At 42.8% G+C, this 14,882-nt stretch carries 15 protein-coding genes and 1 other RNA gene; 8 read left to right on the top strand and 8 right to left on the bottom strand.

Annotation, left to right across the window (positions count from 1 at the left end; genetic code table 11):
* Nucleotides 1-18 precede the first annotated feature (18 nt).
* A complete protein-coding gene (locus CA600_RS19835; protein WP_094872280.1) occupies nt 19-1,413 on the bottom strand; it encodes an ammonium transporter in 1,395 nt (464 codons plus the stop codon).
* Nucleotides 1,414-1,959: 546 nt separating this feature from the next.
* On the opposite strand from CA600_RS19835, the gene CA600_RS19830 reads away from it, so the two are divergent.
* A complete protein-coding gene (locus tag CA600_RS19830; RefSeq protein ID WP_042186848.1) occupies nt 1,960-2,394 on the top strand; it encodes a MerR family transcriptional regulator in 435 nt (144 codons plus the stop codon).
* A 35-nt stretch (nt 2,395-2,429) separates the two neighbouring features.
* On the top strand, nt 2,430-3,101 hold the full coding sequence (locus CA600_RS19825; protein WP_042186846.1) for a zinc metallopeptidase: 672 nt from the start codon (nt 2,430-2,432) through the stop codon (nt 3,099-3,101).
* Between the two features lie 33 nt (nt 3,102-3,134).
* Here CA600_RS19825 and CA600_RS19820 read toward each other — a convergent pair whose 3' ends face one another.
* Both CA600_RS19820 and CA600_RS19815 read right to left on the bottom strand, forming a co-directional pair.
* Nucleotides 3,135-4,049: a LysR family transcriptional regulator gene (locus CA600_RS19820; protein ID WP_042186843.1), complete on the bottom strand. Its 915-nt coding sequence runs from the start codon at nt 4,047-4,049 to the stop codon at nt 3,135-3,137.
* Between the two features lie 4 nt (nt 4,050-4,053).
* On the bottom strand, nt 4,054-4,689 hold the full coding sequence (locus CA600_RS19815) for a rhomboid family intramembrane serine protease (protein ID WP_094872279.1): 636 nt from the start codon (nt 4,687-4,689) through the stop codon (nt 4,054-4,056).
* A gap of 116 nt (nt 4,690-4,805) precedes the next feature.
* On the opposite strand from CA600_RS19815, the gene tpx reads away from it, so the two are divergent.
* Complete coding sequence (gene tpx / locus CA600_RS19810) at nt 4,806-5,324, top strand: thiol peroxidase (protein ID WP_042186841.1); 519 nt, start codon at nt 4,806-4,808, stop codon at nt 5,322-5,324.
* Between the two features lie 293 nt (nt 5,325-5,617).
* On the opposite strand, the gene CA600_RS19805 is transcribed toward tpx, so the two are convergent.
* The 3 genes from CA600_RS19805 to CA600_RS19795 all read right to left on the bottom strand — a co-directional run bounded on the left by CA600_RS19805 (nt 5,618) and on the right by CA600_RS19795 (nt 7,288).
* Nucleotides 5,618-6,007, bottom strand: coding sequence for a DUF1499 domain-containing protein (locus tag CA600_RS19805; protein WP_036689295.1), 390 nt, complete (start codon nt 6,005-6,007; stop codon nt 5,618-5,620).
* 160 nt (nt 6,008-6,167) lie between these two features.
* A non-coding RNA gene (ssrS, locus tag CA600_RS19800) (6S RNA) lies at nt 6,168-6,359 on the bottom strand.
* Nucleotides 6,360-6,463: 104 nt separating this feature from the next.
* The gene (locus CA600_RS19795) at nt 6,464-7,288 is read right to left on the bottom strand and encodes a YesL family protein (protein WP_094872277.1); all 825 of its coding nucleotides are present in this window, start codon (nt 7,286-7,288) and stop codon (nt 6,464-6,466) included.
* A gap of 186 nt (nt 7,289-7,474) precedes the next feature.
* On the opposite strand from CA600_RS19795, the gene CA600_RS19790 reads away from it, so the two are divergent.
* Nucleotides 7,475-7,570, top strand: coding sequence for a hypothetical protein (locus tag CA600_RS19790; protein ID WP_042186834.1), 96 nt, complete (start codon nt 7,475-7,477; stop codon nt 7,568-7,570).
* A gap of 117 nt (nt 7,571-7,687) precedes the next feature.
* Here CA600_RS19790 and CA600_RS19785 read toward each other — a convergent pair whose 3' ends face one another.
* Entirely contained in the window at nt 7,688-9,334 is a 1,647-nt protein-coding gene (locus CA600_RS19785) for a DEAD/DEAH box helicase (RefSeq protein WP_094872276.1), read from the bottom strand.
* Nucleotides 9,335-9,666: 332 nt separating this feature from the next.
* Here CA600_RS19785 and CA600_RS19780 point away from each other — a divergent pair, with 332 nt between their 5' ends.
* The 4 genes from CA600_RS19780 (at nt 9,667) to CA600_RS19765 (ending at nt 13,794) form a co-directional block, all read left to right on the top strand.
* Nucleotides 9,667-10,488, top strand: coding sequence for a YitT family protein (locus CA600_RS19780; RefSeq protein ID WP_094872274.1), 822 nt, complete (start codon nt 9,667-9,669; stop codon nt 10,486-10,488).
* Between the two features lie 192 nt (nt 10,489-10,680).
* Complete coding sequence (locus CA600_RS19775; protein WP_036689649.1) at nt 10,681-10,869, top strand: hypothetical protein; 189 nt, start codon at nt 10,681-10,683, stop codon at nt 10,867-10,869.
* Between the two features lie 233 nt (nt 10,870-11,102).
* Nucleotides 11,103-12,311 (top strand): putative glycoside hydrolase, encoded by a 1,209-nt coding sequence (locus tag CA600_RS19770; RefSeq protein ID WP_094872273.1) that lies wholly within the window; start codon nt 11,103-11,105, stop codon nt 12,309-12,311.
* A gap of 109 nt (nt 12,312-12,420) precedes the next feature.
* Nucleotides 12,421-13,794, top strand: coding sequence for an MATE family efflux transporter (locus CA600_RS19765; protein ID WP_094872271.1), 1,374 nt, complete (start codon nt 12,421-12,423; stop codon nt 13,792-13,794).
* A gap of 64 nt (nt 13,795-13,858) precedes the next feature.
* Here the strand turns inward: CA600_RS19765 and pfkA are convergent, their stop codons facing one another.
* Nucleotides 13,859-14,830 (bottom strand): 6-phosphofructokinase, encoded by a 972-nt coding sequence (gene pfkA, locus CA600_RS19760; RefSeq protein WP_094872270.1) that lies wholly within the window; start codon nt 14,828-14,830, stop codon nt 13,859-13,861.
* Nucleotides 14,831-14,882: the final 52 nt, after the last annotated feature.

Raw genomic sequence — 14,882 nt, 5'->3', positions numbered from 1 at the left:
CTATTCTCAGGATTAATATTATTGTTTAAGGGTTTTGGATTCCGATTCTGCAATTAATTTCATTTGTTCAGGGTATCCATAAGTACCATGCTCACTGATATCCAGACCCATCAATTCTTCTTCTTCCGTAACACGAAGTCCTGTTGTTACCTTCATTACATATAGAATAATGAAAGAAAGCACGGCTACGAAAGCAAATGTTCCTACTACCCCAAGCACTTGAACACCCAATTGGTGGAAACCTCCACCGTAGAACAATCCGGCTTCCCCTACCAAAGCGCCTTTAGTGATAAGATCCGGTGCAGCGAACAGACCCGTGGAAACCGCGCCCCACATCCCCGCAATACCATGTACTGAGAAAGCATAAATTGGATCATCAAGTCCAGCACGTTCCAGCCATTGGGAAGTCATGAATGTGAACGCACCCGCTACTAAACCAATAATGATTGCTGCCCATGGTTCAACGTAAGCACATGCACCAGTGATCGCAACTAATGCAGCTAAAACACCATTCAGCATTGCTGGAATATCAGATTTACCAAAATACAACCAAGAAGCAATTAATGCCGCCAAGCCGCCTGCTGCTGCTGCGATATTCGTAGTTAATGCTACGTGACCAAAGAAACCTCCCATTGGGGACAAAGCACTACCTGGATTGAATCCGAACCAACCAAACCAGAGGATAATCACACCGAGTACAGTAAATACTTGATTATGACCTGGAATAATAACAGGTTTACCTTCTTTATTAAACTTACCAAGTCGTGGCTTAAGCAATATGGTTGCCACTACCGCTGCAGTGGCACCTGTAAGATGGACAACCGTGGAACCTGCATAATCTTGCATTCCCAGCTCAGCCAACCAGCCGCCGCCCCATACCCAGTGTGCTACGACAGGATAAATTACGATTGAGAATAGAATTCCGAATATAATGTACACACTTATCTTTGCACGTTCTGCCATGCCTCCAGATACGATAGCTAAGGAAACTGCTGCAAATGCCATTTGGAACAAGAATTTAACATTTAAAGTAACATCAGAAAATGCAAGTGATTCAAATGAAGATGCTGTTGAATCTCCGCCATACAAGAAGCCTGTGGTACCGAAGAAGCCGTTACCGTTACCGAAGCCAAGTCCAAAGCCAATGGCCCAGAAACATACACTCGCAATGGCTAGTGTCAGTACTGTCTTACCGGCTACGTGACCTGCATTCTTCATTCGAACTGATCCTGCTTCAAGCATTGCGAACCCTGCTTGCATAAAGAAAACTAAGATGAATGCCAGGAAGGTAAACGCGGTATCCAATCCGACCTGCAAATCTGCATTTGTTGGACCGTCCGCCGCAAAAGCACTCACCGGATAAACCATCAGCGTAATCATGGCCAGTAACATCATCAACCATTTCTTTTTCATTTTTACCCCACTCCCCAGTGTTATATTTTCTAACAAAGCGTGAAACTCTTAATGTCATTATAATCAGAAGTCAGGTAAATTGACAAGACTATTTTTGGGAATGTTTTTATTTTATTTTCATCAAACCCGCAAATTTTCCACAGTGCGCTTGGACTATATCAGAATATTAGGACCATACAACCATGAAATACATTGAAATAACTACGTGAACATCCGCTCTAATATTACTTTTTATCGAATTATTCTTATTGATTATTCTATAAACATAACATTAAATGTAATGTTTATAGTCGAGCTATTTTAAGGAGCATAATCGGTTCAAATTTGATATCATATGGAGTTTGAGTGTATTGTATATAAACAACGCATTTTCATTTCATGAATTAACCTCTTATTAATGCATATACTTTATGAAAGTATGACGTTTGACTGTATGGTTTCCAGTTTGTTATCATTACAGATAGCATAATAGAAACCACCAATATAGGAGCGACTCCCCTCAGTGGGCAGTCGAATTCGATTAGTGAGGCGAGGTAACATGGGGATATGATTCTATATCGAATCGGAGAATTAGCTAAGGCTGCTCATATCAGTGAGCGTACTATTGATTATTACACGAAGCTGGGATTAATCTCCCCAGAGTCAAGAAGCACCAAGAATTACCGACTTTACAGTCATGAAACCTTGGTCGACTTAGAACGTATTAATCAATTAAAGCATGACAAGTATTCATTGGAAGAAATCAAATCCATGATGAGCAAATGGAGCGAGGCTACTCCTGAAACTGACGTATCTGATAAATTAGTCGAGCTTGAGCAGCATATGCAGCGACTAGAACGTGAAGTAAAGGCACTTGAACCAATTATAAGCGGTCTGAAGCCGGGACAGGCTAGACGCGCGCTCTCTAACCTACTCCCACAAGGAGTGGCCTGCATGGAGGCGATTCGGCTTCTATTGCTTACGCAAGGACCGCCAATGTAAATACCATATTTACAATACAGTGGAGGAATGCAGCTATGGGAATGTATCTATTAGTAATTATCGCTTTTATTTTTTCATTATGGGCCCAGTTCAGAGTTAAAGGGACATTCAGCAAATGGTCCAAGGTGGCCAACTTAAACGGTCTGACAGGATATGAAGCAGCTAGACGTATGCTCGACGCAAATGGACTTCACGATGTTCCGATTGAGCCTGTAAGAGGTACACTTTCTGACCACTATGATCCGATTCACAGAGTTGTACGCTTATCAGAACCCGTATATTATGAGAGTTCTATCGCAGCTGTCTCAGTCGCTTGTCACGAAGTGGGTCACGCCATTCAGCATAAAGTAAGTTATCCTATGTTAACACTACGTCACCGGATGTTCCCAGTAGTTAATTTCGCATCAGGTATAGCACCATTCATGCTTATGGCAGGATTTATATTCGGTTACTTTAATCTTGTAGGCCTTGGTATCATTTTCTTCTCGGCCGCTGTTGCCTTCCAGCTTGTGACACTACCTGTTGAATTCAATGCCAGCAACCGGGCACGTCAAGTCATGGTAGAGCAAGGCTACATTCGTAACGAAGAGGAACGCGGAGTAGCCAAAGTCCTAAACGCAGCTGCATTAACGTACGTTGCCGCCGCGCTTGTTTCCTTACTCGAGCTGCTACGTTTGATTACCGTCTTTTTAGGTAACCGCGACTAATACAAATACAGCGCAAAAAGAAACCCCGGTAGGCTAAGAGCCAACCGGGGTATTATTTTGTCTTGCTTTAAAATAGGATATCAAAAAAGTCCGAAACGAACGTGCAACCAGCGGTAACTTACTATCTGTTCGGTATATCAAACCAACCGTCCTCGTCACAGCAGGCTCCACAACCCTTACTTGAGCCGGTTGGAGAGGGTTCGTCTGATAGAACGCCATCTCCGGAAGAAGGCTTACACCCATTCCTGCCGCCACTAAACCACGAATGGTATCAGTCTCCCCACCTTCAAATGCAATCTGCGGCTGAAAACCCGCTTGCAAGCACGCTTGCCAAACGATCGGTCTCAAAGAATAACCTTGACTGAATAGCACAAACTTTTCATTTTGAAGCTGTTCCAGTCGGATCTCAGATTCTCCTGCCAGCTGATGATTCTGAGGAAGTATTGCAAATAACTCTTCAGTCATAACAATATCTCCAGAGACATGCTCATCATTTTCCGGAAAAGGCGAAATAAATGTTAAATCCACCTCTCCAGATAATACGTCCTTTATCAACGAAGGGTAAGAGCCCTGCTTAAAGCGAAACTTGACATGGGGATAGTGCTGGCGGAATTCTGCAACGATAGTCGGGATAAGATGCGTTCCAAGACTGTGAGGAAACCCTATACGAATCTCTCCACGTTCCGGATCTAGAAATTCATGCACTTCATTTACCGAATGTTCCAATTCCTTAAGAATACTATCCACCCGCTTGCAAAAGAGCTGTCCAACCGGCGTAAGCTGCAAATTACGCCCTTTTTGCATGAACAAGTCAACCCCTAGCTCTTGCTCCAATTGATGAATCTGACGGCTTACCGCAGACTGCGCTACATGAAGTTCCTCCGCCGCTCTTGTTACATGTTCTTTTTGGGCTACCTTTAGAAAATATTGCAGCTGTCTTAGCTCCACTCCATCATCGCCCCTGTCTTAGGCTTTTATTGAATATACGAATAATAAGTCCATATAGGAAAAAGCCAGAAACCAAGCCTCCGATATGTGCAACCCAATTCACATTTGGTGTTGCAAACGACATAATGATCCCAATTACAAGCAAACCGTATAACGTCTTTCGCGAGCCTTCGTCCATCATCGCCCGTTGAATAACAGCAATGTATAAAAATGCGCCATAGACGGCGTAGATTGCTCCAGAAGCACCTACCGAGACCGTACCTACCTCTAATACTGAGCGACTGCTGATTGCAACCGTTAGAATATTCGCAATAACTCCACCTACCACATAAAGAATTGCATATCGCCACCAGCCAAGCAAGCGCTCCAGAGGCGGTGCAAATACCAGTAGAGCGAAGCTATTAAAGAATAGATGGGAAAACCCATTATGTAAAAAAATTGCCGCCACATAACGCCACAGTTCCTCTTTATACGGGCTAACATCAACTATTGCACCAAAATCAACAAGTGTTTGTATATTGGTGGATCCACCATTGAACGCCATGAGCATAAACATAATCACGTTAGCTACAATGAGAAGACATGTTACCGGGTAATACCGGAGATAACTTTTCCAATTTTCATACCGAATAAATATCATTACACCCATCCCTTTACATTTATATCTTGCCCTGTTGGACATCTCCCTGTAAATAAGATTATAATTTATTGTGGCAGTAAGAGCCAATATTACAATTCGAGGAGGAAAACAAGGATATGACGCAAGAAAGAACAGGCGTAGCTACTTTCAAAAGCAGCCCCATCACTCTCGTAGGACCCAAGCTTACAGCTGGTGATCCCGCTCCTGATTTTGTTCTCAGTAAGAATCTACTGGAAGAAGTTTCTCTTAGTGATTATGCCGGTAAAATCAAGCTGATCAGTGTTGTACCTTCTCTAGATACCGGTGTATGTGATGCACAGACCCGCCGGTTCAATAGCGAAGCTGCAGAGCTAGGTGACGATGTAGTTATTCTCACGGTAAGTATGGACCTACCTTTTGCTCAAGCCCGCTGGTGTGGCGCTGCAGGGATCGATCGTGTAATCACACTATCCGACCACAAAGCAGCCTCATTCGGACAAGCTTATGGCGTACTAATCAAAGAATTCCGGTTAGATATGCGTTCAATTTTTGTACTAGACAAGAACAACACACTCACCTATGTTGAATATTTGAGTGAAATGACTGAGCACCCTAATTACGAAGACGCTATAGCTGCTGTGAAGAGTTTGCTCTAATTCTCTAGAACAGTAAGTCAGCGGCCATTTTCGACAATACTTACTTATCACTGCAAGCATAATTCCTTTGTCGTCCTTATAAGGACGACAAGCGTTTATGCGAGAAATATAAGACCTAAAGTATAGGTGTAGAACTTTGCTTTCTTATATTTTGAAAAAAGCGGAAGAAGGTCCATCCTTCTCCCGCTTTTTTGTAATAGAAAGATTTATCGATAACGTCCAGAGCAGCCACATTTGCGTAAACGCATTCATACAATCCCTAAGTAAGAAGGTTTAGTAAGAATCTCTGAAAATTAGTCTGCTTTGTATTTTCCTAATTTTTTGTCCAAAGACGCATACAACCGCTGAATGACACGGTAATTAGCACCCAAATCACCTAGCGAACCTCTAGATGCAGAGTACATATCTACGCCACAACGTACAGGTGTGGTATTGAGCACAGAGACAGTAATGTCCAGTGTACGGCCGAATGCCGTTCTCTTCTCCAGAGTGATCTCACCTACTGACTCCACTTCATGGAGCACCTTGAATCCAGGAACCTTCTTAAGCGTTGATGAAACTTCCTCCCAAGCTTTGTCTTTCGTAAGATTGTAATAACGCGTTTTTAATGTCGGATCTTTTGCGCGGTCGCTTGTTCCATCATGACTACGGAATAAACCGACCAAGGTTCTTTTTAACGACAAAATTCTTCCCCCTCTACAAATCCCAAGTTCATTATTCTAAGTGTAACACTCTTGTCTCAGGAACAAAAGGGTATTACTCACTTTATCCTTGTTCCAGACACACAAAAAAGCGCCCGTTCCCCAACTTTCACGGGATACAGGGCGCTTTGGCCTAAACAATAGAAAACCCGCTTATGCCGTCCGGCTACAGTGTCTTCTGAACCTGCTAGAGCAGGTGGGTGATCGCAGAAAACGTTTTTGAATTCCCCAAGTCATATAGACAGGGCTGTTCAGCTGCGCTTCGTGTAGATCTCCCAAGACATTATCATTGGTTCAAAACAACGAGCAACCGTAACGAACATCGCAGGATTTGTTATTATTATATTGCGTTTTAACGAAAAAGTAAACCTGTATGCGCTTTATTTTACACTGGAATTAAATTACTGACGATTTCCGAGTGCTTAATACTCGTCTTTGTTAAATACGTTTTACATCTTTATCCTCAACATCATCTTCATAATCATCATCGTCATCGTCGTCATCCTCTTGATTGTTCAAAGCAGCTTCTCTCTCTTCTTCCTCTTTCAGTTTCTTCTGCTCCACCTGCAATTGCAGTTTATTATAGGTAGCATAGAAGTTAAAGAAAGCAGCCATCGCAATCAACGTTGGAATACAGATGAAATACAGTGCTGGATATCTAAGACCAATATAAGCTAGCACTGCAGCTGCAATCAAAGTTGAGAACACGCGAATTGGACGTGCTATAGTCAGCAATATTGAGTTACTCATCACTTGTTTAAAGCTCATTTGATAATGAACGACAATAGAAAAGAAGTTAAACATAGACACCGATAAAATAATCATGAGCACTAACATCAAAATACCAACAATTCTGAAGTTAGGCATTTGTGTCATGTAAACCGTTACATCGACGTACATAATAACGAACATCAATGTGTAGATAATTCCACCGAGCATACTTTTTAAATAATTCTCTTTATACCCCTGAAAAAACGTACGAAAAGTTCCTACATCCGTGTTCCCCATAACCCATTTGCGCACAACGGTAAATAAGGCCGCCGAAGCAGGAAATACAGTAAATGGCGCCAGAATCCCCATAGCCCAGTTTAATGTGAGCTGCTCATTTACTCCACCTGAGCTTGTCCCAAGCATCATCAATTTCATCAATCCAAAAAATAAAAACGGGGCGGAACATAGTGCCCATAAGATATTACTAGCTGCGATACGTGTAATCCATTCTGTGATGCGGTATAAACCACCCATTGCTCCTTTAAACTCCAATTCCCTTCCTCCTCTGTCTCTTGCATACTGCTTATCTTAACTATACCTCATTTGACCTACTCTTTTCCATAGCCCAACTTTCTGAATTCTAGGTCATTGTCTATACATCAAGCCTATAAAGTCCATATATTGGAATTGTAATCATAAGAATTTCCAAAATCACCACATTCTAAAGGAGGTTATTGTATGTCCTCACCTGTTGGCTACGGCGGCTGGACTTCCACTGGTACGATCCTCGTATTGTTTATCCTGCTCGTTATCATCACTCGTACTTTCATTTAAATAAGCTGCTAATTCAATAAATACTATATTTAAGCAAAAAGAAGACGAGAACCGCTATTCGGCATCTCGTCTTCTTTGTATTTTGATAAATCATCCCCCGCGGGTTCTGATCACGTATTAATTATCAAAATCTTCGCGTTTTGCTGGACGTGTGCTTGTGCTGCTTGGGCGAGTAGATGGTTTGCGGTCCGCACTGCGGTTCGCTCCACCATCACGGCTAGCTGCGCCATCACGGTTGCCTTTATAGCCACCGCCATAACCGCCACTGCCACTACCATAGTTACCACTACCGCTGCTGTAGCCACCACGACTTCCGCCACCGTTGTTATCACGGTTTCCACGGTATCCACCAGTGCTGCCACCGGAAGTACCACGGTTGCCACCATAACCGCCATTAGGTTTGCGGCCACTGCGAATGTCGTTCTTACCACCACGACGTTTAGCACGAATTGGATCTTCTGGAGTCAATTCAATTGCAGAATCCTTCTTATCACCAGTCAGAAGCTTCATTGCAGCTGACAGCAATTGAACGGAATCATATTGCTCAAGCAATTGAATAGAAATACCTTTGTACTCATTCAATTCACCGCTCTCAACCATTTCAAGCAAGCGCTCTGCTGTTACGCGTTGTTTACCTTCAATAGCCTCAGCCATAGTTGGCAATGGTTTACGAGTAATACGGTGACGAGTAACGCGTTCGATCAAATGCAGGTGATCCATTTCGCGTGGGGTAACGAAAGACCAAGCTGTACCCTCTTTACCAGCGCGACCAGTACGACCGATACGGTGTACATAGCTTTCTGGATCTTGCGGCAAGTCAAAGTTAATTACGTGAGTAACACCAGATACATCCAAACCACGAGCTGCTACGTCAGTAGCTACCAGCACATCAATGCTGCCATCACGGAATTTACGCATTACAGCATCACGTTGATTCTGAGACAGGTCACCATGTAATCCATCAGCAGAGTATCCACGTTTCTGCAAAGCTTCTGCAAGCTCATCAACCCGGCGCTTCGTGCGTCCGAACACAATCGCAAGCTCAGGTGATTCCATATCGATCAAACGGCTAAGCGCTTCGAACTTTTGACGTTCAGGTACTTCAACATATGCTTGATCAATCAGCGGAGCACTGATTTGTTTCGGAATAACGGAGACGTGTTGCGGGTTGTTCAAGAATTGCTGTGCAAGACGTTGAATGTTTGGAGGCATTGTAGCCGAGAACAACATCGTTTGACGCTCTTCAGGAACGAGCTTGAGGATCGTCTGAATATCTTCCATAAAGCCCATATCCAGCATTTCATCTGCTTCATCCAATACAACAGTTTGAACATCATCCAAACGGATGGTTTTACGGTTGATATGGTCAAGCAAACGTCCTGGTGTACCAATAATAATTTGTGGTTTCTTCTTAAGACCACGGATTTGGCGACCAATATCTTGTCCGCCATAAATTGCCAACGAACGAAGACCTTTAAAACGGCTTAGCTTACCGATTTCTTCTGATACTTGAATGGCCAACTCACGTGTCGGTGCCATAATAAGCGCCAGAATTTTTTCGTCTTCGCGATTAATCTTCGAAATGAGGGGGATACCAAAAGCAGCAGTCTTACCTGTACCAGTCTGTGCTTGACCGATCAGATCCGACCCAGTCAATGCCAATGGAATTGACTGCTCCTGTATCGGTGTTGCCTCCTCAAATCCTAACTCTGTGATTGCTTGTAGCACTTTTGGCTCCAAGCCAAATTCTGCGAATGTTTTCAAATTATTCATGCTCCTTCTATACAGTGGACATTCCACATGCTTGTCTGTATTCTTAAGTAGCGGTAAACACATTTATATGCTGTCCAATCATGCTCTTTTTTCTGCATGATATAGCGCTTTTGGGACGAAAAGCCTCCCTTTCATCAGGTACTTCATTGTACCTGAGCAACTGTAGCTTTACATCCGATGCAATGCAAAAATACCATTGTAACGTCCTACTCAAGAATATCCTGTACATTATATCACAACTCTAAGTAGGAATACCAGTGGGTTCCTTTCTTTTCATTGCATACATGGTTTATTTTTAAATTTATTTATAGAGGTGGATTTGCTTGTTAAGACAGATTTGGAATTGTATTGCAGTTATTTTCGGAGCAGCGTTGATTGCCAGTGGATTTAATCTTTTTCTAATCCCTCATCGCTTACTCAGCGGAGGAGTATCCGGGCTTTCGATGTTAGTGGGTTACTTTACACCACTAAACATAAGCCTCTTATACTTGCTCTTTAATATCCCATTGCTTGTAGCTGGTTGGTTCCAGTTAGGCCGGAGATTTATTATGCTAAGCATGTTATCCGTTGTGGCAACAACCTGGTTTTTGACGGTCATCCCCGAATATTTGGTAGCTACTGATATGCTGCTTTCTTCTGTATTTGGTGGAGTGTTGGTCGGTATTGGCTGTGGCTTCAGCTTCCGTGCAGGTGGTTCATCGGGAGGTTTTGATATCCTGGGATCCATCATCACTAAATTCCGCGATTTCCCAGTTGGAAACGTGGTGGTGAGCTTAAACGGACTCGTTATTCTTGCCGCGGCATATTTTGATAACAACTGGAACTTGGCTCTTGCATCGATGGTATCTATATACGTAACGGGTAAGGTACTGGACATGATTCACATCAGCCATTTAAAGGTAACCGTATATATAGTAACGAATCGTACAGATGAGCTCCTTCAGCATCTAATGGGACTCCAGCGAGGTGTCACAAAGATTAAAACAGAAGGCGCTTATTCTCATGTTGAAAAGGACATGCTAATGACAGTAACAACCCGCTACGAACTTGCTGAACTGCAACGTATTATTCGCACGACAGATCCTCAGGCATTTGTAAATATTGTCGAGACAGTTGGTGTTATGGGCTCCTTCCGAAAAAGATAAAAACCGGCAGCGAAAAGTATTAATTTGGAAAATGCACCAATCACAGAATTGTGATATATTATAATCACGCAGAACCCTAACAATTTCATAAAGATTGAGATTTACCCCTCTTTTTTCCAAGCACTTCGTTTTCCGATGATTACTGAATTCCATTCAGACCTATCGAAAAAGGAAAGGGTGATTTTTGTGGAAATGGAAACGGTAAAGCTGTCAGCAATCGTCATGAGGTGGTATCCTGATATGATGCCGTTTCTCAAGCAGGACGAATTAAATTCCGTAATCGTTCTGCGTGACGGGCTTAGTATTCTGGAACCTGCAGATGCCATGGATATCATCCATTACAGTATCTGTGAACATCAGAATTCTGCGTATCTTCAATGAGTAAGCCGCAAGAGAAGTCTTGATAGTTGCCGCCTTAAGTTCGGCCATGTTGCCGTGTTGAGGCGGCATTTACTTTTTAACAAAAGGTTTAGAATGTGTGCGTCCCGGTTATATACAACAAGGATGGTTTTCCAGACCCGATCTGAGTCAACATTATTATTACAACACTGTTCTTTTTAGAAGCAACCGTTCCTATATAATTTAGGAAATGTACATAAAGGGAGAGAATACGAATGAACATCACCTGGGCTCTACTGATGATGGCCTTGGGAAGTGTAGGCGTGCAACAGAATCAACATGACGCTGAAGTGGCAATTGCATTGAAGTCTGCCATGAATCCCCCCATCATCGCTACGCAAAATAATAATTCAAATGTTGCAACTTCAGCTCCAAATGCTACAACAGAGACAAGCGACTCACAAAGTATGCTACACGCAGATCCTCAGCCTGATGCTCCAAAAGTAAAAGGCATCTATGTTACCGCATACAGTGCCGGTGGAGAACGAATGGAAAAGCTTCTTTCTTTACTTGATCAGACGGAACTAAATTCTATGGTCATCGACATTAAGGATGATGCAGGTTACATCACGTACAAAACTGATAACCCCGAACTTCAGAAACTCGGTAATCCGCAGCCATTTATTGGCGACATCAACAAACTGATGGAAAGATTGAATAAACATGATGTTTATCCCATCGCTCGCATTGTTGTCTTTAAAGACTCTATACTTGCCAAAAAGAACCCGCAATTATCCTTTGTTAATACAGACGGCACAGTATGGAAGAATAAAGGCGGCGATAGCTTTGTTAATCCTTATAATGAAGATGTCTGGAAGTACAATGTCGATATCGCCAAAGAAGCTGTCAAACTCGGCTTTAAAGAAATTCAATTCGACTATGTGCGTTTTCCTGAAGGTTTCGAAAAACGTGCAGACACACTTAAATACACTAAAACCAGTGATTCTCGCGTAGATATCATTTCTAATTTTGTAAAATACGCAAAAGCAGAGCTTGCTCCGCTTGGTGTTCGTGTATCCGTAGATATTTTTGGATATGCCGCATCTGCTCCTGCTGAGGGCATAGGGCAAGACTTCGTTAAAATATCCAAAAATGTGGATGTTATCAGCCCGATGGTTTATCCGAGTCACTATTCAACGGGATGGTTTGGAGTGAAAGAGCCTGACTTAGATCCGTATGCTACCATTAAAGGCTCCATGGTTGATACCCATAAAAAGCTCGATCCTCTTGGCAGCTACAAACCTGTTATTCGTCCTTGGATTCAGGATTTTACAGCAAGCTGGCTCGGAAAAGGTCATTATATTAAATACGGTAAAAAACAGGTGGAGGATCAAATCCGCGCTTTAAAAGATGAAAATGTAGAGGAGTTTCTGCTCTGGAACGCCAATAACCGATATACCTCCGATGTCGATTATGAGAAATAATGTATATAGCCCTTATTATTTATAATTGAAATCAGGTATGATATATAAAGATAAAGACCCGGCATCTGCCGGGTCTTTTAATGGAGAAAAAGGAGCATTTTACTGAACGATGATACAAACCACCTCTTTAAAACAAAAAGCAATACAATTTTTTCATATTTTATTTCCAATTCTGGTTACACAGATTGCTTTGTCAGCGATAACCTTCTTTGATACGAACATGTCAGGTAAATTTGGTACAGCCGATCTGGCAGGTGTGGCGATAGGAACCAGTCTCTGGATTCCAATTCAAACGGGCTTAAGTGGAATTCTTATGGGGATTACCCCCATCGTCTCTCAACTCATCGGAAGCAAAAAAGAAAAGGATGTAGCCTATCAAGTCACACAGGGAATCTGGTTATCACTGATCGTCTCTGTAATTGTCTTATTAATCGGGAGCCTCGCCTTGGCACCTATCCTTAATTTCATGAATCTGGAGCCTACTGTAAGAGATGTTGCATTTCGTTTCCTTAGTGCGATCTCCTTCGGAATTATCCCGCTGTTTGGATATACAGTTCTCCGTAGTTGTATAGACGCTCTGGGACAAACACGAGTGTCCATGTTGATCACACTCATAGCCCTACCCGTGAATGTTGGTTTAAACTACTTGCTAATCTTCGGGAAATTCGGGTTTCCTCGACTTGGTGGTGTTGGAGCTGGAGTGGCATCAGCTATCACCTACTGGGTAATCTTTTCGGTTGCCCTGCTGTTCATTTATCGGGCAGAACCCTTTGCAAGCCTTAGAATCTTCCGAAAGTTCTACTTTATATCGCTAAAAAGCTTCAAAGATCTACTAAAGATCGGTGTACCTATTGGCTTCTCGATTTTTTTTGAAACTGCAGTCTTCTCCGCTGTAACCTTGTTGATGAGTCGGTTCGATACTGTAACGATTGCAGCTCATCAAGCAGCCATTAATTTTGCAACAACGTTATATATGATTCCGCTCAGTATCTGTATGAGCCTTACCATTCTCGTCGGCTTCGAGACTGGATCCGGCAGGCAAAAGGATGCCCGTCAATATGCCATTATGGGAATTGGACTTGCGACCATCCTCTCCCTGGCAACTGCACTCCTGCTCTTATTTGCTGGCCATCATGTAGCTGGTCTATACACTGATGAACCTGATGTCATTTCATTAATTCAGCATTTCTTAATCTATGCGATCTTTTTCCAGATTTCCGATGCGATTGCAACACCTACACAAGGAGCACTTCGTGGATATAAGGATGTTAATCCAGCCTTCATTATTTGCTTTATAGCTTATTGGGTTATAGGGCTTCCTACAGGCTATGTACTTGCTACTTATACGGATCTAGGAGCTTATGGTTATTGGATCGGCTTGATCACCGGTCTTGCGATTGGGGCCACACTGCTCTTAACTCGGCTTGTTAAACTCCAACGCCGTTATACCACACAATATACAGACGCTCAAACACATCGTTAATAATCTAAAGAACACAAAAAAGGAACAGTGCGAAGTTCGCAGCTGTTCCTTTTTTGTGTGTTAATTATTGAGAAAGACGGGATGCAAGCTCGTACAACTCCACGTCAAAGTCTTTCTTCGTATTCACTACAAGATCGATATCTGTAAGTGTTAGTTCTCCCTTGATGATACCGCAACCTTTATCAGACTCGCCTTCAATTAGTTTACGAACGGCAAAGTCACCAAGACGGCTAGCAAGATTCCGGTCTCCAGGGGTTGGTGTTCCTCCGCGCTGAATATGTCCAAGTACAGTAACCCGTGCATCCAGAGAAGCATGACGATCCTTCAACGCTTGGGCTACATCTTCGCCTTTACCCACACCTTCTGCAACGATGACGATACTGTGACGTTTACCTCTGACAAAGTTGTCACGCATACGATCCGCAACTTCATTCAAGTCATATGGCATTTCTGGCACAAGAATGGTTTCTGCTCCAGAAGCCAGACCTGCATGCAGCGCGATATCTCCACAATGACGTCCCATAACTTCTACAATGGAAGAACGCTCATGGGAGGACATTGTGTCACGCAGTTTGTTAATAGCATCTACAACGACACCAACGGCTGTATCAAACCCTATGGTGTAATCCGTGTAGGAAATATCATTATCAATAGTTCCCGGTAATGCCATCGTCTTGATACCGAGTTTACTTAGTTTATTAGCGCCTTTATATGAACCATCTCCACCTATAACTACTAGGCCATCGATGCCCATTTCATTAAGAATATCTGCACCCTTTTGCTGACCTTCTGGTTTTGTGAACTCCAGACATCTTGCAGATTGCAGAATGGTTCCCCCACGTTGAATAATGTCACCTACGCTGCGAAGATCCATAGGGAAGATATCGCGATTCAGAAGACCTTGATATCCACGTTGAACTCCAAAAACTTCAATGCCGTAATAAAGTGCGCTTCTTACAACCGCACGAACAGCGGCGTTCATACCTTGTGAATCTCCACCACTAGTCAGTACTGCAATTTTTTTGATTTTTGTCATTCTGTTGTTCCTCCTTAAAGTTATGCAATGCCCCATCCGTTGTATAGGTGAA

Origin of the sequence: Paenibacillus sp. VTT E-133280 (assembly GCF_002264385.1) — a bacterium.
Lineage (GTDB): Bacteria > Bacillota > Bacilli > Paenibacillales > Paenibacillaceae > Paenibacillus_AQ > Paenibacillus_AQ nitricinens.
Note: the sequence above shows the minus strand (reverse complement) of the source record. Positions and strands in the feature narration are given on the sequence as shown.

Excerpts from the sequence above, each read along its gene's own strand:
- CA600_RS19775 (WP_036689649.1), top strand. The coding sequence starts at position 10,681 with ATGGAAACGGTAAAGCTGTCAGCAATCGTCATGAGGTGGTATCCTGAT.
- pfkA (WP_094872270.1), bottom strand. The coding sequence starts at position 14,830 with ATGACAAAAATCAAAAAAATTGCAGTACTGACTAGTGGTGGAGATTCA.
- CA600_RS19835 (WP_094872280.1), bottom strand. The coding sequence starts at position 1,413 with ATGAAAAAGAAATGGTTGATGATGTTACTGGCCATGATTACGCTGATG.
- tpx (WP_042186841.1), top strand. The coding sequence starts at position 4,806 with ATGACGCAAGAAAGAACAGGCGTAGCTACTTTCAAAAGCAGCCCCATC.
- CA600_RS19815 (WP_094872279.1), bottom strand. The coding sequence starts at position 4,689 with ATGATATTTATTCGGTATGAAAATTGGAAAAGTTATCTCCGGTATTAC.
- CA600_RS19830 (WP_042186848.1), top strand. The coding sequence starts at position 1,960 with ATGATTCTATATCGAATCGGAGAATTAGCTAAGGCTGCTCATATCAGT.
- CA600_RS19770 (WP_094872273.1), top strand. The coding sequence starts at position 11,103 with ATGAACATCACCTGGGCTCTACTGATGATGGCCTTGGGAAGTGTAGGC.
- CA600_RS19825 (WP_042186846.1), top strand. The coding sequence starts at position 2,430 with ATGGGAATGTATCTATTAGTAATTATCGCTTTTATTTTTTCATTATGG.
- CA600_RS19790 (WP_042186834.1), top strand. The coding sequence starts at position 7,475 with ATGTCCTCACCTGTTGGCTACGGCGGCTGGACTTCCACTGGTACGATC.
- CA600_RS19765 (WP_094872271.1), top strand. The coding sequence starts at position 12,421 with ATGATACAAACCACCTCTTTAAAACAAAAAGCAATACAATTTTTTCAT.